Here is a 20,619-nt window from a genome sequence, read left to right as displayed (position 1 = left end):
GTTACAGAGTCCTCCTTTCTTTACGCGCCAGATACAGGAAGAATGGTACCCCGATGAGGGCAACCAATGCGCCAATTGGCGTCTCGTACGGCGGGTTAATCATACGTGCAGCCAGATCCGCAAATACAAGCAACAGACTGCCCATCACAGCGGAACATGGAATAATCCAGCGATAATCGACCCCAACCAGCTTCCGCGTGAGATGGGGAATAATGAGTCCAACAAAACCGACCGCACCCACCACGGACACAGCCGTACCCGCAAGAATCAGTACAACAATCAGGCCTATAAGCTTGATCAGCCCCGTACGTTGCCCCAAGCCCACGGCAATATCTTCTCCGAGACTGAGCAGAGTAATGGAACGGGAGATGAGAAGACCTGCGATCAATGCCGCGAGTACCCATGGGAACATGACCTCAAGTTGAGACCACTTCGTTCCGGCTACACCACCCGCTGTCCAGAAAGCCAGATCTTGTCCAATTCTGAAATACAATGCAATCCCTTCACTGAGTGCCGACAACATCGCTGATACAGCCGCACCTGCAAGCACAAGGCGTAGTGGTGTCAGACCCGATTTGGAAGCTGCACCAAAACCATACACCAACAGGACACCAAGCCCTGCTCCAAGGAAGGAATACATGATGATATACATAAATGGCAATCCAGGGAAGAAGGCAAAACAAACTGCAAGCGCAAATCCAGCTCCCGCATTTAACCCAAGCAGACCTGAATCGGCCAGCGGGTTACGAGTCATGCCCTGCATGATTGCACCAGCTACAGCGAAACATGCCCCCACCATTGCTCCTCCAAGAATACGTGGTAACCGAATCTCCCATATAATCTGATGTGGAGTCAGCTCCGGATTGAAATCAAAGATGGCCTTCCAGACTACACTAAGCTTAATATCAGCAGCGCCAAAAGAAATGGACAACGCCATACCCAGAGCGAGTAGCAAAACTCCTCCTGTAAGAATAAGTGTGGCTGCCCACGGACGAGTGTGTATCTTCGCTGTGGGTGAATCCGGATTATGTTTTTCTGGTGAAGCTTGTGAACTCATAAGCGCCCACCCTCGTTATGAGTGGAGTTGCTCAAACCTATGTACATAACAATCACCTCTCTATAAATACCAAACTTTAATGATAATGATATTGATTCTCATTCCCATAGACCATTGTAAGTGAATCCACGGGCTCTGGCAATGGACAAATAGGACATGTTTATTGCATATATGAAGATTTGCACACAATTTTACACGCAAAAAGGCTGCGCAGGAGCCAAAAAGCTCGAACACAGCCTTGTCATTGCATATGTAGAACAAGTAAAATACAGACTCGTTTAACGGGCAGGTACCGCAATTAAGGATGCCAGGACATCCGGAACATCGGTAATCATTCCTTGAACACCCCTATCAATCATGGCCTGCATCTCGGCAGGATCATTCACCGTAAATGGATAGGTAACAATGCCATGTGCCAGTGCAGCAGTAACATCTTCTTGTGTGACTGCCAGCTTGTAGGGATGAAGGCCGGAAGCTTCGAGTTTGGCGGCATAATCATAGGGGCGGTACAACTTTTCCATATATAGAAGTGCTGTACGAATCTCCGGGGCAAGACGTTTACATCTCACGAGCGAAGCATGATTGAAGCTGGACAGCACGACCTGTTGCTCCAGATTCCAGTCCCGGATCGCTTGTATAACCTTCTCTTCCATCCCCTTATAACTCACAATACCATTTTTCAATTCCAGATTAAGCAGGGTGCCTTTCCCCTGTACCAGCTTGAATAACTCCTCCAGAGAAGGAATACGTTCCCCGGTAAAATCAGCATGGAACCAAGACCCGGCATCCCTTGTGCGCAATTGATCGTAAGTCGTATCTTTAACCCAGCCTTCTGCACCGCCAGTTCGGCTTAACGTCTCATCATGAATCAGTACCAGTCTGCCATCACTTGTCATCTGCACGTCGGTTTCAATGCCTGTTGCTCCAAGCTCCAGACTTCGTTCAAAAGCGCTCATCGTATTCTCCGGGCATACGGCAGATGCACCACGGTGGGCAATAATCTCCATGTTCCTCATTCTGCGCCTCCTGTGTTCAAGCTTCACTCTATGATCCTTACTATAAACACGGTTTGTTAGACCTGTATTAACAGAGCGTATAATGGGTTGCCTGCTTCGTTTATACTAGCGACCGGGCCCAACATCTAACGGGCTGGGGATTCACTCATTTTTGCGAACTCAATCTGAAAATCGACATAACATAGTATGAACGATGGAAGCACTGAACTCCGTTATAAGGAGGTTGACTATTGAATCCCTCAAAGAAAAAATCGACACCTACGCGTCCTCACACATCCCAGTTACAGTCGGCTTCCAGGCTTTCCAGATCATCTGTTCATATCAAAAACAAATCCGGCAAGACGGCTAATCAGCGTTCTTTTAACTCCAGTTCACCCAACACACTGGATCAGCTGGCTATTGTTGCAGCAATACTCTCCTTAATTGCAGCCGCCATCGGGCTATATATCGCCTGGAAATCGTTAAGTAATCCGGATCAAACTGCTGTTGTGGTGTAGACTGCTTGTTGCGCAGCTAATGGCTCAGGAGGCTCTCTCCTGCTTCTGACCTTATTCAGGGGCAGGTTTTTGCTTTTTCAATTATTTACGTATGCTGGAAACGTCAAAAAACCGTTCCCCTGAAACGCCGGCTTATACCGGCGTCTCTTTGGAAAGGTCATTTTTTTTATTCGGGCGCTGCCTCTGCAACGTCATCCCCGTCCCGGGATACTGACCGAATTACAGAATGAATGTGCGAGAGATGATAACCAACAGAATGAACAATACCAGAATTGCACCTGTTGATGTCCATGCTCCACCACCGAAACCTCCGCAATATCCGTAACCTGTACCTTTGAGTTCGCTCATCAGTGACACTCCCCTCTTCATCGAAGTACACTATAGACTATGTCCGATAGCGCAACTTGCTTGGGCAGATCGAAAATTCTCCCTCATTTCCCGTTGAGTTGTGACCACTTCTGAGTCAGCTCTGCAGGAATATAGGATGACATTTGTTTGATCAGTTCAGCCGGATCAGCTTCCAGACTCCACAGGCTGAGATGCGAGGTGTTGGAGAATCCTTCCTGTACGCTATGTTCTACCATCTTCATCAGCGGTCCATAATATCCGTTGACATTTAATAAGCCAACAGGCTTACGATGAATACCGATCTGTGCCCAGCACAGTACCTCGAATAGTTCTTCAAATGTACCCATACCTCCTGGAAGTGCAATGAACCCATCGGATAATTCAGCCATCGTAGCCTTCCGTTCATGCATGGTTCCCACTTCAATCAGTTGTGTGAGCCCTCCATGAACAACCTCGCCCCGGAACAATCCGGTAGGCATTACCCCGATTACCTCTCCCCCTTGCTCAAGAGCAGCATCAGCTACTGCACCCATCAAGCCCATGCAAGAACCACCATAGACCAGTGCATAACCACTATCGGCAATCTGTTTGCCCAGTTGAACAGCCTTCTCTGTATAATCGGGGTGATTTCCCGGATTGGAGCCTGCAAAAACAGCTATACGTTTCATTGGGTTTCACTCCTTCTCATGATCTTTTTAGATTGAACTAAAGAATATTTACACTTACCACTTCGATGACAGAACAACCTTCCGATCGCTGTTATCCCCAGATTTTTTAATTCAATTTTACAAAGGTGAAAATCTGTTGATAGCGTATGCTTCCGATGTAGCTTTCTTTCAGAAAGCTTTTAGGCGAACGCTCCGCTTCTTCAGGTTATTTCTGCCCTCTACGTTCTCGTGTAAAATGTTTAGTTCAATATATCTATTTTAATAATATATAACATGAATGTTATGGCTCTGTACAACCAGTTAACAGAACCACTGGGCAAAAAAATACCCGACCGTTTGCAGCCGGCCGGGCTCCCGTTTTAATACACATCAATTTAGAAGGGGTTGTTACTACCTAATATACAGACCAAACATTAAATCCATATGATCTTTGCATGAAATGAATATTAAATCTTCGTGGTACTAACGTATCCCACGGCGTGAACGTACGACAAACATATGCTTGTCTTTACGAAGAACCCGACCATCTGCAAGTTCAACCTGATCCTCGTCATGACGCAGAATCGTCGTGGATAACGCTACAATTTTGGCCCGGCGCCAGATCATAACCTGTGACTTGAAATAGATCGCATTTTCGAACTGAATCGCCTTTTTCATCACATATCCAACCTTGTGCACCTCAGAACGTGCTTTCTTTAAGGGAAGACTCTCTTCGGGAAGAGGTCTGATCATTGCGATATTGTCAAACGATACCTTGATCCGTTTCGGTCCGATCCGTACACATTCCGCTTCTTCATCCCACTCAACCAGCGTTCCCTTCAATGGCTCCCGTATGCCTGTTGCACGATATACCGCTACTTTTCGTCCTATCCAATGTCGCAATGTTCTCACCTCCATCTGTCTAGTTTTCAGGTATCTTCCAATCGATCGGTTCAATACCTTTGGAGGTCAAGAAGTCATTCGCTTTGGAAAAGGGACGACTGCCGAGGAATCCACGATGCGCAGCCAGCGGACTCGGATGTGTAGACTCCAGTACCAGGTGCTTGTCCCTGTTAATAAATGCACCTTTCTTCTGCGCATGACTGCCCCACAGCATATATACCATCGGCTCTGAACGTTCATTCAGTGCGCGAATGACAGCATCCGTAAACGTCTGCCAGCCCAATGCCTGATGAGAGTTCGGCTGACCTTCACGGACCGTCAGAACGGCATTTAATAGCAGGACTCCCTGCTGCGCCCAGTGGACCAGAGATCCATGATTCGGAATCGGCAGGCCCAGATCGGCCTGAAGTTCCTTATATATATTTTTCAGAGAAGGCGGTACACGTACCCCCGGTCTAACGGAAAAACTTAATCCGTGAGCTTGACCAGCTCCATGATAAGGGTCCTGACCAATAATAACGACCTTAACCTGATGATACGGAGTCAGCTTCAGTGCGGAGAACAGGTCTTCTTTGGGTGGAAAGACCGTCTGCGTTTTGTACTCGGCGGCGAGGGTGTAACGAATCTTGTTAAAATATTCGGCTTCCGTCTCTTCCTGAAGCACCTTGTCCCAATCGTTCCCAAACATATGTATAGGCTCCTTTCCCCTGATGAATGCAGTTTCGTGCAGCCCAACTACTGGGCTCTTCCTTCTGAGAGCCGCATGTCATGCAACTCATAGACTATCCACCATTTTAACATAACCGGGGACAGCAGACCAGAATTGCGCATCAGAGTATAAGTTCACCTCAAAATAAACCTTGTTCTTTCTGCAATCCGTATCTCATCCCAAAAAGTCACCACGCTGTTGCGTGATGACTTGATGACTTTATACTTAAACGGGCACCTCTTCGACTTCTTTCACAAGCACACTGCTGATTCTCCGTAATCCTTCCTGAAGGACAGAGCGGGGACAAGCCAGATTCAACCGAATACAACCCTCACCATTGGCTACAAACATATGTCCATCTTCGAGCAACACACCCGCTTGCTCAGCGAAGAATAACGGTAAACTAACATTTTGGGGAGCATATGCCGAGATATCAATCCAGGCCAGATACGTTGCTTCCGGAATGTGAAAGACGGCCAGTGGCAGATGCTGCTTCACATATTGTTCTACGCAGGCGAAATTGGCGTCGAGATATCCTTTTAATTGTTTCAGCCACTCTTCACCCGTTTCGTAAGCCGCCTGAGTGGCAGCGATGCTCAGTGGGTTTTTGAAACCATAATGGCGTGCCTGCCAGATGTCTCGAAGTGCCTTGTTCGGAATGATGACATTGGAGAACATCAGACCAGCCATGTTGAATGTTTTGCTCGGAGACATGCATGTAATGATTCGATCCGTATCCGGGAACAGCTTTGCAAGTGGCGTATGTCTTTTGCCAGTCCGCAGCAGATCACAGTGAATTTCATCCGAAATAATCCATACATTGTTCCTCAGACAGATCTCACCCACACGTTGTAACTCTTCCGTTGTCCAGACGCGTCCAGATGGATTATGGGGGTTGCAGAAAATACATACCCGAACTTGCTCATCTTTGGCCTTGGCTTCAAAATCCTCAAAATCAATCGAATAACGCCCCTGCTCGTTGATCATATCCGAACACACCAGTTCAAGATCATTATGCTCCGCAGCTGACTTGAAGAAACCATAGGATGGGGTCACGATCAGTACTTTCTCATCGGATTGACAGATATATTCCACCAGTTCATACAAAGCGGGGATGATCCCGTTTGAGGTCTCCAAATGCTCCTTCGGGAAGGACCAATTATAGTACCTTTTCATCCAATTCGAGACAGCTTCATAGTATGCCGGATCAAATACCTGAGAGTAACCCATGATTCTACGGTCCAGACGCTCCTTAACTGCATCCAGAATCTCGGGAGGTGTGGCGAACTCCATATCTGCAATCCACATGCGAATAAATTCTTCGTCCTTAAATGGAAATGTCATATCTTCTGTTGCGTTAAAAATATATTGACGGAAACCATCGGTATTCATGGCATTTGTACCTGTGCGGTCTATAATCTCATCAAAGTTATATTTCATAGCTTCTGCTCCTCTGTCTGCTCTACTTTGTCCATTGTCGGTTCATGTCGTATTACATCTATTATTTCATGACGTAGAAATTGCATCAAATGCAATAAAATCTATCCTGACGAAACAAATGAAGATCATTGTTTCTCCAGAATAGGTATTTCGGTGAAAAAGTGATATATTTCTCATATAACATCATTTTTATGAATGACTTTCATCATTTTCACGTACTCTCAAGAAACATTGCATAAGGAGAACTCGTTATGAACAATATCAATCAGGAAGTTGGCAAGAAAATACGAAACTTTCGGAAGTGGCGAGGGCTGACCATTCAACAGCTGGCGGATCAGATTTTCAAGAGCAAAGGCACCCTATCCAAATATGAGAGTGGAGATATTACACTTGATCTGGTCACGTTACATCATATTGCAGATGCGCTCAACATTCAGGTGGAGCAACTCCTGTACCAAGAGCCAAGACATGCATCTCCCCTGATGAATGCGGTCCCGTCCAGCTTTTTCAAGAACTCCACACGTTTCTATTCCTACTTCTATGATGGGCGTAACAACAGTCTCATTCGTTGTGTCATCGACATGATGGCTCAGTCGGATGCCAACCGTTATCGCACCGTGATGTATATGAATGTGAAGGATTTTGAGAACTACCAGGAGTGCGAGAATATGTATTGGGGCCACACCGAGCACTATGATACACTCACCACGCTGATTTTGAAAAATCAGGCTACGCCGCTGGAGAACCTGTATATTAATATTCTGGCGTCTTTTCAGGAATCGGAGAAAAAGTGGGGACTGATGGCTGGTGTCTCATTCAGACCTTTCATGCCGATCGCGCTCAAAATGTTATTCTCCAGAACACCGCTGCCCGAGAATCAGGAGTTATATCATGAATTGAAAATCTCAAAGGAAGATCTGCGGACCCTGAAAATATACAATATGCTTGCTGTCACTTGAACAACGCGGCGTGTCACACATTCTCATATGGGATGGAGACAGCTCCTCCCCACTAGAAAAGGCACTTCTATAAGCTGTTGAACCAGCTCATAAAAGTGCCTTTCGCTTTGACGCCTAATGGATCGGGGAATACGCGAGACTAACGCTTAGTTTTTAATTAAATCCAGCGTCTCGTCAAACATTTGCTTCTGTTCCTCAATCTTGTTCTCATTACCGATCACGCAGCGCTGTTGCTGTTCAAGTATGGCCGATAAGAGCTCAGCAAAACCGATAATATCGCTTTCCTTTGTGCTTAACACTTCGTCACGTTCCTGTTGCAGATCCGCTTCAGTCACATTCGACAGATAACACTCCAGGGAGAAAGCTCCTTCTCCATAAGGCGTTCTCGGCGTATCGAGATCCTGGATTGCACCAATGATATAACGCGTCATCTCCCGCTCGTCTGCACGGAAATCGGTCAAATATTGCGGTATCTCTTCATATACTTTGTACGTTTTATCGAGGTTCGGATCACGATACGATGCAACGTAGCTGTCTCCGTTCCGTCTGAAGCCTGACATGCAGCCATAAGCTCCACCTTTGGCGCGGATATTGGTCCACAAGTAATCCAGAGACAGGATTCCCTGCAAGACCCGTAGTGAACCGGTGTATTGATATCCTTTGTCGATATAATTGCCCGTTTGCACCACGTACTGCACCTCTGACGGGGAACGGAATCCTTCCTTATGAGTTGCAGGTGAGAAGGAGAATGCTTCCTTGGCAACCTCATGTGTGAACAGCTTTGCTTTCAGATCGGACACCTGTTGCTCCAGTCCTTCATATCCCTGCTCATCGGCAGTGTAACTAACAAGCAAATTCTCCGGTCTGAAAATATACCCCGTCAACTCTTGCAGACTGGAAGATAACTCTTCTTTTCTAGCCTCAAAATTCGCCTGAAGATCCTCCAACCACTGGTAAAAGGCGATACCACTTACAGCTTCCCTGAAATCGGCAACCGCTGAATGTTTGGACGAAGACCGGCCAATTCCCGCAGAGTGTCCGCTGTTGATCAGATTACGTTGCAGATTACCTTTCATCTGAGAGATGATCTCATACAACCGCTTCGAATTATCGAATCGGGATGTGAACACAATTTCTTGGATCATATCAAAGGCAAATCCAAGCTTGTCATATAACACTTTTGCATTGAACTCATAGGTAGCCTTGAATTCATTGTGCTTATGCGAATTGGCATAAGATCCAATCCCGCTATGAATACCACCCGAATGGATATGGATTTCATTGGACAGTTCATTGAAGGAGTAATTTTGAGTATCCACGTAACCCAGTACATTCTTCAGCAACCCTGCATACGGCAGGAGATGACGTGGCACTTCGTTGATATCAAACAGCAGTCTCAGATAACCAATTCCGTTAGTATAAAGATTATGATGCAGAATGGTTGTGCCATCGACCTGGTTCACCGTTTGATGCAACATAGAGGCTTTTGGTTCAATATCTTCAATTGATAACGTCGGAATGACCTGCTGTTGCTCTTTGGTTGAAGGTGTATTCTGATACTCGGCGAGTGCTTCCGTTTTCTGAATCAGCGTCTGAACTTCTTCCTCACTAAGTCCGGCTTGGATGGTTTTCAGACGTGCTTTCAATGCTTCCTCCTTGCGTGAGTTCAGCCCCTTATCCGGGGTAAGCGCCACAAAAGAAGTATGGGTGTTCTGCAAAATATATTTCTCAATCAGCTGCTCAAAGTAACCTTCGTTCATTTTTGTACGCAGCTCAGCAAATACGTCATTGGCCTCCAGATGGGTGAAAGGTGCCTCCTCATCGTACAGCCAGCTTTGCAGGGAGGAGAATCCGTAGATCAGGCCCTTCGGCATTCTGCCATAGTCCGCTTCTCTGTGATTGAACTCATACGAGTTAATTCCAGCAAGCAACGCTTTTGGATCGAAGCCTTCTTTCACTACACGCTCCAGCACTTCTTTTACCGTTCCCAGGAAATCCTCTTTGCTCGCCAGGTTGCTCTTCTTCAGTCCCACCGTGAACACAGGCTGATACAGGCTGTCATCATACGAACCGTAGACGTCCTTCGCAATTCCTTTATCCAGCAAAGCCTGTTTCAATACCGCTCCCGGAGCGTTCAGCAGTGCGTATAACAAAATTTGGAACGATATGTTCAGTTCCTTATCCAGACTTGTGCCGATCACCGCGTTATAGGTCAAGAAGCTGTTATCTACTTCCGATTCCGTACTTCCCGCAGAGTAAGTCTTAACTGTGTCTACCCGTTCTGCAAAGGCAGGTTGAAGTTGAATGGCCGAATCAATCTCGATGCGATCATATGCACTCAGGTAGTTTTCATCCAGCCATTGCAGCTTCTCTTCCATATCCATATCCCCGTAGAGATAGATGTAACTGTTGGAAGGATGGTAGTATCTCGTGTGGAAATCCAGCAGCCCCTGATAAGTCAGATCCAGTATAGCTTCCGGGAACCCGCCAGACTCGGAGGAGTATGTGGTATCCGGGAAAAGGGAGTTCAGCACTTCTCTGCGCACCATTCGTTCCGGTGAGGAAAAGGCACCTTTCATCTCGTTATATACAACTCCGTTGTAGGTTAACTCATCGTCGGCAAAGGTCAGGTTGTAGTTCCATCCCTCTTGTAGAAATATCTTTTCATTCTCATAAATATTTGTATTTAATACCGCATCCAGATATATATCCATCAGGTTATGGAAGTCGTGATCATTACGACTCGCGATCGGATAGATCGTCTTATCGGGATACGTCATGGCGTTAAGGAATGTATTCAATGAACCTTTCAGCAACTCAACAAAAGAATCCTTGGCCGGAAATTTCTTGGACCCACAGAGCACAGAGTGTTCGAGGATGTGGGCTACCCCTGTATCATCTTCCGGAGGTGTGCGGAAACCAATACTGAATACTTTGTTGTCGTCCTGATTGGACAAAAGTACAATTTTGGCTCCGGATTTCTGGTGTTCCAGCAGATACGCATCCGATTTCAGTTCTTCGATTCTGCGCTTCTGTAACACCTTGTATGGCTTAAGCTGTTTCAACATAAACTTGAGTCCTCCGTCCATAAGATTGTTTTATTGGTTTTGTGACTCTACATAAGTTCAAATATGGTTATTTACACGAGCACTCCGATGACAGAATAACATCCGTCCTGTACGTTATCGTGTAAATGTGTAGTTGAACTTATATCGTTCAGCAAGGTAAAGGTAATATATGCCTACGGATAGTATACACCATTGTTCCGTCTCTTCATAAAAGTCAGATAAATGTACCTTCTGATATGTATTATGCAGTGTTTATGTTTATGAACTGCATGGTGAAGTGATCAGCTACATGATGTTATTCATAGTAAAGAACATAAAAAAAGATCGCATGCAGCTTGGTTAACAAGCGTCATACGATCTTTTCTTTAAGATGCCGAGGACCGGGATCGAACCGGTACGGTAGTCACCTACCGCAGGATTTTAAGTCCTGTGCGTCTGCCAATTCCGCCACCCCGGCAGGATTATGTATTTCTTGGCGACAAGAAATATCTTACCATGAACTAATTAACTTTGCAACACCTTTTATATAAAAAATCCAACTATATAAGTTTAACTATTGATTTACACGACAACAGAGAGGACAGAAAAAACTGAAAAAGCGAAGCGTTCGCCTTTATCACCGGATTTCCCCCTTGAGAAAAGGGAATCGAAAAAATCTGGGGATAACAGCGATTAGAAGGTTATTCTGTCATCGGAGTGTCAGTGTGAATAATCTTTAGTACAACTTATATAAATGAAACAGGCACTGCAAGCGTCAGCTCACAGTGCCTAGAAAGTCCGAGTTGCGGTCCCGGACTTCCGGTAAACCAATCTATATTAAGGGAGGTGTGAGATAAGAATACCTCCCCAACATTAAAGAAACCTAAAATCAGCCTTAAATTAAACTAAAAAAGTAAAATAGGTCGAACACGAGCCGCTTCTTCCTCACTGCACTCCACGATAACCAAGATATGGTTCTTTAACAGCCAATCTTCGTAATACCGCGCATCCTCCTCCGAGATCCCCGCTTCAGTCAGTGTAAGCACCAAATCATCGGTCTCACTCCCAATCTCATTGCCAGCGAGTCTGCGCACTGCTTTTCCGATCGACATCGTCTGATCCATCCGTTTCCCCAGACCAGCCAGTATACCTTTTAGCGCGCCAAAGGCACCATCTGTTCCGGCACCCTTCAAAGGTTTGGGCAGCCCTGTCTTCTCGCTCACCAGCTCCAGATTAAGCTGTTCCTTCGCCACCGCTCCCAAATATTTATCCTTAATTCCTTCCTCTTTCACCTGATTCAGCATCAATATAGCCTCGTTCTCGGTACGGGCCAGCCCAATAATCAATTGTGTCATTCCGTTCCCCTCCTTTTACCCTGATATAACCCCGTATTGCCCATTCAAAAACGGATAATCGCCAGCTAAGTCAAATCACCTAGACGATTGTTGATTTCTCTTCTGGAAATCTATACCTAGTTCTGATAGACTAGATAAAGAAGACAAATTAACCATTGAAAACATTGACATATGGATTTAACATCTCATAATCAGGAGCAATGACTTATGAAAAAAGAGGTAGAAATTGCCATCCGGCGCAAACAACAGATCATAGTTCGTAATACAAGCGGTCAGACGGTAACCGGTTTTCCCGAGCGCACTGCTGATACATCCATTCTCTCCTTACGAACTGTTCACGGCAGTCTGTGGATACCGTTTGATGAGGTTGAGCATGTTACGCGTCTGTTAAGCATCCGTTCTCATCATTTAAGCGGAATGCAACTCGTTTAGTCGGATCTGTAATCTTAGAAACTCAGTTCCCGTATAGATACAACAACATCTATTTATGCCAGCACATCATACCAGACAAACCAGACGCTTGCACGTCTGGTTTGTCTATTCTACTTATTTTGTACCACACTGCCACTGGCCTCACAACAGATCTTACTATTCTTTTTGCTGCCCAACCATATCCTGTGTTACTTCACTACAAACTTCACTCGTGTTCCATCCGGATATGTACTTAACTGATTCCCTACCCATGAACCTGCACCGCGATTATCCTTCGGGGTAATGTACTGGATATCTGCACCTGTTCCTCCCTCAGCGCACATTGCCATGGGCCACTCGTCACGATCCTTACCTTTTTTGACGGGAACACCCTTAAGTGATAAATCCCGATTGCCTTCCGCTCCACTACGATCAATGGTGCATACATCCGAATGCCCTGCCTTGATAGCAGCTTTAATATGGTTGGCCGTTTCGGGATAACGCTCTGAAGGGAACGTAATGGTATGGTCTACACTCTTATTAGTCCCACCGAATGGATTAGGTATCTCCTCGGGCCATTCTCCCCCAGCCCAGGCGTAGAGGGCTACCAGCAGCATCGCTACCAGCGTCAGCACCTGCTTTTTGAAACCTTGCTTACCTTTGCGTTTTCGTCTTGTGCGTCTCTTACTCATGCTGTGTCTCCCCCATTCAACACTTGCATTATAACAGAACGCCCGTTCGCAAAACAATCCAATCCAATAAAAAAACAGCCGAGACCACCCGACTGTCCTGCTTGTATAATTATCCTACATTGGGAATGGCCTGTTGGCGCAGCAAGGGCAGTGTCACCTCAAACTGAGTACCTTTCCCCTCGGTACTCTCCACAGAAATCTGACCATTCATCAGTTCCAGCAGTTCTTTGCAGATGGTCAGACCAAGACCACTTCCACCATATCGGCGCGCATGGGAGATGTCGGTCTGGGTAAAGGCATCAAACAATTGTTCGATCTGATGCTGAGGAATGCCAATTCCCGTATCACGCACAGAGAATACCAATACAACGGTATCCATCAGTTGTTGCCTCACATCCACCTGTAACTGCACTTCACCTTGTTCTGTGAACTTGATCGCATTACTCAGCAAATTATCCAGTACCTGTCGAAGTCTTAGCGGATCACCGATAAGCACATCAGGAACTTTCAGATCAGCATGACAGAGCAGACGTATTTGTTTATTCTGCGCCGCAGGCTCATGTGTCTTTACAATCTGTTGGATCAGCTTCAACGGCTGAAACTCAATGTTTTCGACATCCATTTTACCTCGGCCCAGCTTCGCCATATCCAGGCTATTGTTAATGATGTTAAGCAGCGCCTCACCTGATTGACGTGCAAGCTCCAGATATTCCTTCTGCTCATCCGTAGTTTCACCCATACTGGCAAGTTCGATCATGCCCATAATGCCGTTAAGCGGGGTACGAAGCTCGTGATTCAGCTTGCCGATGAATTCCAATTGCCCTCTGCTGTTCATCTCAGCCATGGAATTTGCGAACTTCAACTGCTGTTCGGCATACTTCCTTTCTGAAATATCGTATTGAATGCCTACAAAATATAAACACTCTCCAGATTCATTAAAGATCGGATCAATATTCAGTTCGTTCCAGAACTTCTGACCACTTTTTGTATAATTTAAGATATCAATCTTAATGGACTGTTGTTTCTTTATTGCATCACGAATCTGCATTACCGTTTCGGGGTCTGTATCCTGCCCTTGCAAAAATCGGCAATTGTGTCCGATAGACTCTTCATACGTGTATCCTGTCAGTTGGGTAAAGTGTTCGTTTACATACATGAGCGGAAGCTCAGGTAAGGTAGCATCGACCACCGTCACGGAGGATTTCACTTTCGAGATGATAAATTCCCATTGTATTGGGAGTTGATTATGTTGGCTCATGCCTTCCTCCTTCATCACACACACGCTAATGTTTATATATTCTGCAATCGTACATTATAAGGAGAGAAAACTAACCAGACGGAATGTGTTGATATTAAATCAATATATTTTAATTGTAACATAGTTATTCAAGTCATGTGGTTCTTGGGTAATAGTTGATTACGAACATTCCACAATAACCTTACTACTCATCAGGAGGAACATACATGAAATTTCTGTTAATTATCATCATTATCATTTTGATTGTAGTCTTTTTTACCAGACGCAAACGTTAAGATAAGATTTGTTATGTGAGTGAGAAAGGAAGATGGGTATGAGAACCCTCTTTTTTATATTCATGGTACTCTGTATCATCAATCTCTGTTTCCCAAAATTCGGCTGGTATCTGCGCTATGGCTGGATTTCCCGGGGTGAAGCCGAACCCAGCAGGCCTTATATGACTCTGATCAGAACGACCAGCCTGCTGATGTTGCTGATCGCCTTCACACTTGCTATGGCATGAACTATAGGCATTAGAAGATGACTGCCCTGTTGGGCAGTTTTTTTGTGGTGAAATGACGGGAAAATGATAACTTTATTTGTGGTGCAATGATGACAATGCCCGTAATATAGATATATCGTTTCGGAAAGGACATCATTGGCATGAACATCGCATTTTATCCGTACTGGGCCGCCAAAACGCTGCTCTCGCTTATTAATGTCATATATATCATGGTCATTACTACGTTTATATACGGTCACACTGGATCGGTACTCTCTGCTGCAATGTTTCCACTTATTCAGATCGTTGCACGCATAGTAGCAGGTTTCACTTTGCCATTACTTGTGAACCGTTTCCCATTCTCCAGACTATTGATCAGCATTTCTATAGCCAAAACATTCATCATGACCTGTATAGCCATTTCGTTGAATCACTTGATTTCACAACTGCCGCTTCTATTGCTCGGAGTGATCATACTATCCTTTTTGGACGGATGGGAATCTCCGTTACTGAAAACTTTAACGCCACGATTGGTTCAGGGAGAAGACCTTGTGAAAGCCAATAGCCTACTATCTTTCTCCAATCAGACTGTAACCATTGTCGGTTATGCCATGACGGGATTCGCCGTGATGAACTGGGGGGCGTCACAGACATTCTGGGCAGCCACAAGCCTGTCCTGGGCCGTTCTGATCTTCATGATTGCCATGGGCTCGCTCACACGGAATGTAGAACAACCTCAGAAATCTGCTGTATCGTGGAATATCTTGAGGGAAGGCTGGAGTATGCTTTGGAACAATCCATCATTACGACTGCTCACGCTTATGGACATTGCCCAGACTCTTGCGGGTTCCATCTGGATCGGAGCTGTTACGCTGGCCTTTGCAAAAGAAGCTCTGGGACGAGGAGAAGGTTGGTGGGGACTCATGAACTCGAGTTACGCTGCTGGAACCATGCTTGGAGGTATTCTGGCTCTTGCACTGGCCAAACGTATTCAGAAGCATCTAATCGCTAGTATGACCATGGGTTCTCTTCTCTTCAGCCTGCTGACCGTCGTTTATGGTTTAAACAACCTGTCATGGCTCGCTCTGGTGTTATGCATAATCATGGGTCCAGTTCATCAGATTCGTGATGTGGCTCAGCAGACAGCGCTCCAGAGCAGTGTACCTGTCGAATTCCTAACCAAGGTATACGCCGCACATGGTGTCCTGACATCCACGGTTATGAGTGTATCCATAGTCATCTTTGGTCTAGTCGCAGATCAACTGGGCGTTAAGTGGGTATATCTTATCGGTGGAGCCTTGTTTATTGTATCTGCGATATGCTCATTATCGTTGAGCAGGGTTCACAGGAACCATCCCATTGCTAAACATACGAAAAATATGTAAATCAAAAGAGACGAGCAACCTCCTGCTCGTCCCTCACAATCTCAATCCAATCGATAATCTGTCAGCGGCTTGCCTTGTTTATAATACAAAGTAGGTGACAATATATTGAAGAAAATATGCACATCCGGCATGTATGCTTCTTCCAAAATAGCTTGCACCGACGATGCAATCCGATTATGAATCTCCTGGTCACGTTGAAACATCAGAATCTCTATAGAAGCCGGAGAAGGCGTTAGCGCTTGTACCTCATGACGCTCTGCCTTCATTCTCTCCCTTGGAATATGAGTAATTAGGGCCATCTGCTCTGTAATTTGGGGTACAACTTCCTCTAGCTGAGGACCTGTGAATCCTTTAAAGCGAATAAACGGCATTGCTATCCCTTCAATCTCTGTTAATAGTCTCTTATGTGATTTTAAGCACATTGTTTTCAGTTGTCAAATGTCATGGATGGTATATGTTGCTTCTTATAAACAGGAAAAACCCCGCTGAAGTCTCAGCGGAGCCACTGTTTGCACGTTTCTATACGTGACTTACAGCCAGAAAGATTTTGTGATGATCACGAGCAGGATAAAAAGCACGAGAATTGCACTTGTGGAAGTCCATCCGCCACCAGCATTACAACAACCGTATCCAACTTGACTCATTTGATTGGCCTCCTTTGAATTTCAAGGTATGCCATAACATATGCGTATTCCGTGCAAGTGACCGGGCGAATCGGCAAGTTCAACAGCCCATTCATCCGGGATTCATGCCAGGTAACTTAACCAGATGGGTCGATGGAGATTTTCAGTTGTTTTTCTTGTGACTCTTGAGATGAAGGGTCTGTATTTCCTCTGTCCAGAAGGATTGTACGAGTACGTGTATCACTTCGGGATGCCAGAACAACTTCTCCATCAGGTGTTATACAATAGGCGATTGGAATGGAGATCTCGCTATCACGATACGAACCATCCGCATGGCTAATCCCCATGACAATACATTGATGCTTCAAGGCGATCTGCCGAGCCTCTTCGACCCACTCACTGTACTGCTCTTCACTGAACATACCCACACCAATGGAATGCATCACAATGTCCACATTCCCTATATTCTCATTGCGAAATCCTTGCAGGACCAGTTCATCACACAACAACGTACTGATTACCCAACCCTGTTCCTCAACCGTCTCAGCAGGTGTATATTTAGCTTTCTCCAATACAATCTCTCCAGCCTTACTAATGATGATCGATCGGTCCTTCGGACGTTCGTCCAACCTGCGATGACCTGATACAATCATGGTTCCATATTCAGCCGCCAGGCGGCAAGCGTCTTCGACATTCTGGTTCTGATAACCTTCAGGAAAAAACAATATATCCGCATCAGGATGTTGCTTGAGTTCGGCTTCAAGCTGCAACAAATCCTGTTCGAGCCTCGGTTGTCCAATGATAATCTGCATCTGGCATCCCCCATTCATAAATAAAAGCCGGTTCATACCTGAATAAGGTACGAAACCGGCTTAAAGGTTGTACGAACAGAACTCCTGCTCACCGTACTTCGCTTCAAGAGTAATTGGTTCTCATGTTACTGCTTGGTGAAACAATTACCTTTACAGTTGAATAATATGTAGTTAGGCATTTCTACGTTCAATACTATCATAGATGGCCTGCCCATCATAGCTTCGATCTGTAGCGATATCTTTCACCAAAAGGACACTGTTTTCATTTCCAGATAAGATACTCAGTGCCCCCAGCACCCAAGCAAGTGGATATAATGCAACGGATAACATTTTCTTCATAGCTCTGTCTCCTTTATGTACTATAGAAATGATTGGTTGAATATCCCAGTAATACGATGAAGTTCAATTAAAGGTTTCAATTTCTATATAAACATTACCAATTACATCCTATATACAGGAGACAAACTAAAATTGTTCCGTTAGATCAACTCAAAACTCTGGAGCAACGCTGCTGCCTCTTCATGATCAGGTTCCAGAGCTAGTACCTTACGGGTATAAGCCAGGGTTTCTTCTTCCAGTTCAAGTTCATAACAGCACACAGCCAAATCGTATAAGACGGCTGGATTATGGTTACTCGGATCTGCAACCAACGATATCTCCAGAAACCGTTTGGCATCCTCATACATATACATCTCATATAACAGCTGCCCTGCCAGAAATGCAAGCCCCCCTTGCTGCTCCATCACATAGTAGGACGACCACATCGTATGAATCCCAGACTGAATATCGAGCATTTCCTCATCACTTGCATCAGGAAGAAGACTGGAGATGTGCGTCGCACTGTGAATCAAGAACTCCGCATCATATCCACCCAGACGCCAAAACGGTAAAATATGCTTTAACTCCATACTCTCTATTCGAGAGTCTACCCATTGTTTCATACTGAAAAAGTCATCCGGTCCAAAACGTTCAACAAATCGATGGTAGGCCAGACGTGTATTCACATAACTGATGGGTTCGTCCACCATCAGCATACACCCAACATTCAGATCTTTATAATGATGTGTTGTGAATCGTGTGTGGGCACCCTGTTGTTCCAAGACATACTGAATGGCATGGTAGTTGGCTGTTAAAGAAAAACTTCCGTGCAGAACGAATTCAGGTGGCTCTGCGAACTTCCAGTTATCCAGGCGATGATCCCCTTTATCAGCGGTAATCAACACATAACCTGACTGTGACAATTTGTTCAACCGTTCGAGACAGGACAAGCCAATTGCCGGAAACAGAATGTGAGAATCCTCCAGTTCCTCTTTGTACAATGTGATAAGATCCTGATACGGATAGTTATCCGCACTGTATTCTGGCGCTCGGCGATACTCATAACTCAGCGTCATGTTCTTCAGCATCTCAGCGGGCTCAAGATCAAGACGACGATCCGGAGACTGAACAAGCAGATCACACTCGTATATCCCGCCATCCCCAATGTAGATTAATTCCTGCGGAATGCTGTCAAAAAAGTAATTGGCAATCAACAACAACGGTTGTTTCAGATCACCGGGCCCAATAACCGTGCCTGCGACAACCAGTTTTAACTCCGTATCTTCTACAGCGTCAAAACGCGCAAAATCCAATATGCCTTGTTGAATAAAGGATTGCATCGATGGATGCTCTTTCCAACCGAGCACATTCTCCGCTACCAGATCAGTCATTACATATCTGAATGGAGGTAACGCTATACCGGCAAAATCCTTTAACTCGATCAGTTTAACGAGGATTTGATGTGCCAAACGCCCCACTCCCGCCCCAAGTTCCAGAATGGTGACGGTCTCAGTGAACTGCCCCTTGTTCGCGAGGTCCTGGAGAAAACCAAAAATCATCTCTGCATACGCCGTTGCAATCATGGGATTACTGGTAATATATTGAGGCACCTGATTCTCAGTCCATGCCTCTAGCCCTTTCTGTTCATAATAAGCTCGTTGCCAATCCCAGACCGGAGCTTCACTGTACCGAAAACGTTGACTTTCATTTAGCGTCATTAAACGGAAACCTGCTTTCTATCACTAATTTCATCATCTGATTGTTGTCATTCACGTACGAATGTGCACCCTTTCTGACCCAGAAAATATGCAAAGCACGGATATATGATCTCAAACACCTTGTTATGTATGTAACGTATTATACCATAAAGCATGCCCACCTGATGGCTGTCCGAATTCTCACCTTCCACTTCTACAAGAAAAAAAGCCCGCTTTTGAAAGCAGACTTTAGCGTTAATGTCTTTCGCCCAGCAGTCATTGTGTATTTCCCTCTGCTCTAGGCATGAATCTGTACATTAGTCGGAGTATACGGCTCCATCAAAGTTCTCAGGGCCTACACGGATCGTACCGAGCAAGTTAGAGCTAACAAATGCAGTATACGTCAATTGGGGCGTGATCGGTGGATTGAAGTCATTCGCGGAGAACGTAATAACTTGAGGGGCCAGAACACTCAAGTCGAACGTAGAAGTTGCCGAATAGATAAGAGGGTCTGTTGGCAAGGTTCCTCTGACAATCGTAATGGTTATACCTACGAGTGCTAAAGGAAGTTGTACAGACACCGTTCCTTTGAGTTGTACCCGTGGGTTTGCCCCTGCTCCTTCTGTTAGCAGACCAATCTGACCAAATAATTGTGGCGTATTAATAACAAGGATCGGTACAGCGATAGAGTTGGCATAACTCGCATTCTGCGAGGTTCTTGCATCAAGAAATTGACTCATGAAATCTACCTCCTATGATTTGGAATAAGATACTATATGCGAGATATAAAATATGGCATGGACATACACACTAATCGTTAAGAAAAAGGCTTCTAAACTACGATCTGCAGAAAGCTGATAGATTGCTCCTTATGATCGACATAACACTTGAAGAAGATACACTGGTCACTTTCATATTCATTTTTCAGAATTGCATGATTTCAAAAAGTAGAGTAAGAGGCTGG

General features: G+C 45.2%; 22 protein-coding genes and 1 tRNA gene. 5 read left to right on the top strand and 18 right to left on the bottom strand.

Going from position 1 to position 20,619, the window contains the following annotated elements; translation table 11 throughout:
* Nucleotide 1 precedes the first annotated feature (1 nt).
* Both J7E78_RS26570 and J7E78_RS26565 read right to left on the bottom strand, forming a co-directional pair.
* Nucleotides 2–1,057, bottom strand: coding sequence for a FecCD family ABC transporter permease (locus tag J7E78_RS26570; protein ID WP_036614761.1), 1,056 nt, complete (start codon nt 1,055–1,057; stop codon nt 2–4).
* Between the two features lie 278 nt (nt 1,058–1,335).
* Nucleotides 1,336–2,073: a glycerophosphodiester phosphodiesterase gene (locus J7E78_RS26565; protein WP_215079508.1), complete on the bottom strand. Its 738-nt coding sequence runs from the start codon at nt 2,071–2,073 to the stop codon at nt 1,336–1,338.
* A 230-nt stretch (nt 2,074–2,303) separates the two neighbouring features.
* Here J7E78_RS26565 and J7E78_RS26560 point away from each other — a divergent pair, with 230 nt between their 5' ends.
* Nucleotides 2,304–2,570, top strand: coding sequence for a hypothetical protein (locus J7E78_RS26560; protein WP_215079506.1), 267 nt, complete (start codon nt 2,304–2,306; stop codon nt 2,568–2,570).
* A 219-nt stretch (nt 2,571–2,789) separates the two neighbouring features.
* Here J7E78_RS26560 and J7E78_RS29765 read toward each other — a convergent pair whose 3' ends face one another.
* The 5 genes from J7E78_RS29765 to J7E78_RS26540 all read right to left on the bottom strand — a co-directional run bounded on the left by J7E78_RS29765 (nt 2,790) and on the right by J7E78_RS26540 (nt 6,617).
* Complete coding sequence (locus J7E78_RS29765) at nt 2,790–2,918, bottom strand: hypothetical protein (protein WP_255319930.1); 129 nt, start codon at nt 2,916–2,918, stop codon at nt 2,790–2,792.
* Nucleotides 2,919–3,001: 83 nt separating this feature from the next.
* Nucleotides 3,002–3,586: an LOG family protein gene (locus J7E78_RS26555; RefSeq protein ID WP_017687370.1), complete on the bottom strand. Its 585-nt coding sequence runs from the start codon at nt 3,584–3,586 to the stop codon at nt 3,002–3,004.
* 462 nt (nt 3,587–4,048) lie between these two features.
* The gene (locus J7E78_RS26550; protein WP_017687369.1) at nt 4,049–4,468 is read right to left on the bottom strand and encodes a hypothetical protein; all 420 of its coding nucleotides are present in this window, start codon (nt 4,466–4,468) and stop codon (nt 4,049–4,051) included.
* A 19-nt stretch (nt 4,469–4,487) separates the two neighbouring features.
* A complete protein-coding gene (gene ung, locus J7E78_RS26545) occupies nt 4,488–5,156 on the bottom strand; it encodes a uracil-DNA glycosylase (RefSeq protein ID WP_215079504.1) in 669 nt (222 codons plus the stop codon).
* Between the two features lie 246 nt (nt 5,157–5,402).
* The gene (locus J7E78_RS26540) at nt 5,403–6,617 is read right to left on the bottom strand and encodes a MalY/PatB family protein (RefSeq protein ID WP_215079502.1); all 1,215 of its coding nucleotides are present in this window, start codon (nt 6,615–6,617) and stop codon (nt 5,403–5,405) included.
* Nucleotides 6,618–6,868: 251 nt separating this feature from the next.
* Between J7E78_RS26540 and J7E78_RS26535 the strand changes: the two genes are divergently transcribed.
* Nucleotides 6,869–7,576 carry a helix-turn-helix domain-containing protein gene (locus J7E78_RS26535; protein WP_145322969.1) on the top strand — a complete coding sequence of 236 codons (708 nt, stop codon included), beginning with the start codon at nt 6,869–6,871 and terminating at the stop codon, nt 7,574–7,576.
* A 146-nt stretch (nt 7,577–7,722) separates the two neighbouring features.
* Here J7E78_RS26535 and J7E78_RS26530 read toward each other — a convergent pair whose 3' ends face one another.
* The 3 genes from J7E78_RS26530 to J7E78_RS26520 form a co-directional block, all read right to left on the bottom strand.
* Complete coding sequence (locus J7E78_RS26530; protein ID WP_215079500.1) at nt 7,723–10,644, bottom strand: insulinase family protein; 2,922 nt, start codon at nt 10,642–10,644, stop codon at nt 7,723–7,725.
* A 371-nt stretch (nt 10,645–11,015) separates the two neighbouring features.
* Nucleotides 11,016–11,101 (bottom strand) — tRNA-Leu (locus J7E78_RS26525).
* A 427-nt stretch (nt 11,102–11,528) separates the two neighbouring features.
* Nucleotides 11,529–11,978, bottom strand: a complete 450-nt coding sequence (locus tag J7E78_RS26520; RefSeq protein ID WP_215079498.1) for a general stress protein — start codon at nt 11,976–11,978, stop codon at nt 11,529–11,531.
* A gap of 207 nt (nt 11,979–12,185) precedes the next feature.
* Here J7E78_RS26520 and J7E78_RS26515 point away from each other — a divergent pair, with 207 nt between their 5' ends.
* Complete coding sequence (locus J7E78_RS26515) at nt 12,186–12,410, top strand: hypothetical protein (RefSeq protein WP_215079496.1); 225 nt, start codon at nt 12,186–12,188, stop codon at nt 12,408–12,410.
* A gap of 188 nt (nt 12,411–12,598) precedes the next feature.
* On the opposite strand, the gene J7E78_RS26510 is transcribed toward J7E78_RS26515, so the two are convergent.
* Complete coding sequence (locus J7E78_RS26510) at nt 12,599–13,081, bottom strand: NucA/NucB deoxyribonuclease domain-containing protein (protein WP_215079494.1); 483 nt, start codon at nt 13,079–13,081, stop codon at nt 12,599–12,601.
* A 109-nt stretch (nt 13,082–13,190) separates the two neighbouring features.
* Nucleotides 13,191–14,339 (bottom strand): sensor histidine kinase, encoded by a 1,149-nt coding sequence (locus J7E78_RS26505; RefSeq protein WP_215079491.1) that lies wholly within the window; start codon nt 14,337–14,339, stop codon nt 13,191–13,193.
* A gap of 313 nt (nt 14,340–14,652) precedes the next feature.
* Here J7E78_RS26505 and J7E78_RS26500 point away from each other — a divergent pair, with 313 nt between their 5' ends.
* Together J7E78_RS26500 and J7E78_RS26495 are read left to right on the top strand one after the other, a co-directional pair.
* Nucleotides 14,653–14,841: a DUF6199 family natural product biosynthesis protein gene (locus J7E78_RS26500; RefSeq protein ID WP_215079489.1), complete on the top strand. Its 189-nt coding sequence runs from the start codon at nt 14,653–14,655 to the stop codon at nt 14,839–14,841.
* A 140-nt stretch (nt 14,842–14,981) separates the two neighbouring features.
* Nucleotides 14,982–16,205 carry an MFS transporter gene (locus tag J7E78_RS26495; RefSeq protein WP_215079486.1) on the top strand — a complete coding sequence of 408 codons (1,224 nt, stop codon included), beginning with the start codon at nt 14,982–14,984 and terminating at the stop codon, nt 16,203–16,205.
* 41 nt (nt 16,206–16,246) lie between these two features.
* On the opposite strand, the gene J7E78_RS26490 is transcribed toward J7E78_RS26495, so the two are convergent.
* The 6 genes from J7E78_RS26490 to J7E78_RS26465 form a co-directional block, all read right to left on the bottom strand.
* Entirely contained in the window at nt 16,247–16,576 is a 330-nt protein-coding gene (locus tag J7E78_RS26490; protein ID WP_215079484.1) for a DUF1904 family protein, read from the bottom strand.
* A 159-nt stretch (nt 16,577–16,735) separates the two neighbouring features.
* Nucleotides 16,736–16,849 carry a YjcZ family sporulation protein gene (locus J7E78_RS26485; protein WP_082219140.1) on the bottom strand — a complete coding sequence of 38 codons (114 nt, stop codon included), beginning with the start codon at nt 16,847–16,849 and terminating at the stop codon, nt 16,736–16,738.
* Nucleotides 16,850–16,965: 116 nt separating this feature from the next.
* Nucleotides 16,966–17,640, bottom strand: coding sequence for a hypothetical protein (locus tag J7E78_RS26480; protein WP_215079482.1), 675 nt, complete (start codon nt 17,638–17,640; stop codon nt 16,966–16,968).
* 171 nt (nt 17,641–17,811) lie between these two features.
* Complete coding sequence (locus J7E78_RS26475) at nt 17,812–17,979, bottom strand: hypothetical protein (RefSeq protein WP_155985131.1); 168 nt, start codon at nt 17,977–17,979, stop codon at nt 17,812–17,814.
* Between the two features lie 140 nt (nt 17,980–18,119).
* A complete protein-coding gene (locus J7E78_RS26470; protein ID WP_215079480.1) occupies nt 18,120–19,676 on the bottom strand; it encodes a tetratricopeptide repeat protein in 1,557 nt (518 codons plus the stop codon).
* Between the two features lie 296 nt (nt 19,677–19,972).
* Entirely contained in the window at nt 19,973–20,395 is a 423-nt protein-coding gene (locus J7E78_RS26465) for a hypothetical protein (RefSeq protein WP_215079478.1), read from the bottom strand.
* Nucleotides 20,396–20,619: the final 224 nt, after the last annotated feature.

The organism is Paenibacillus polymyxa (assembly GCF_018614975.1).
GTDB classification, from domain to species: Bacteria; Bacillota; Bacilli; order Paenibacillales; family Paenibacillaceae; genus Paenibacillus; species Paenibacillus polymyxa_E.
Note: the sequence above shows the minus strand (reverse complement) of the source record. Positions and strands in the feature narration are given on the sequence as shown.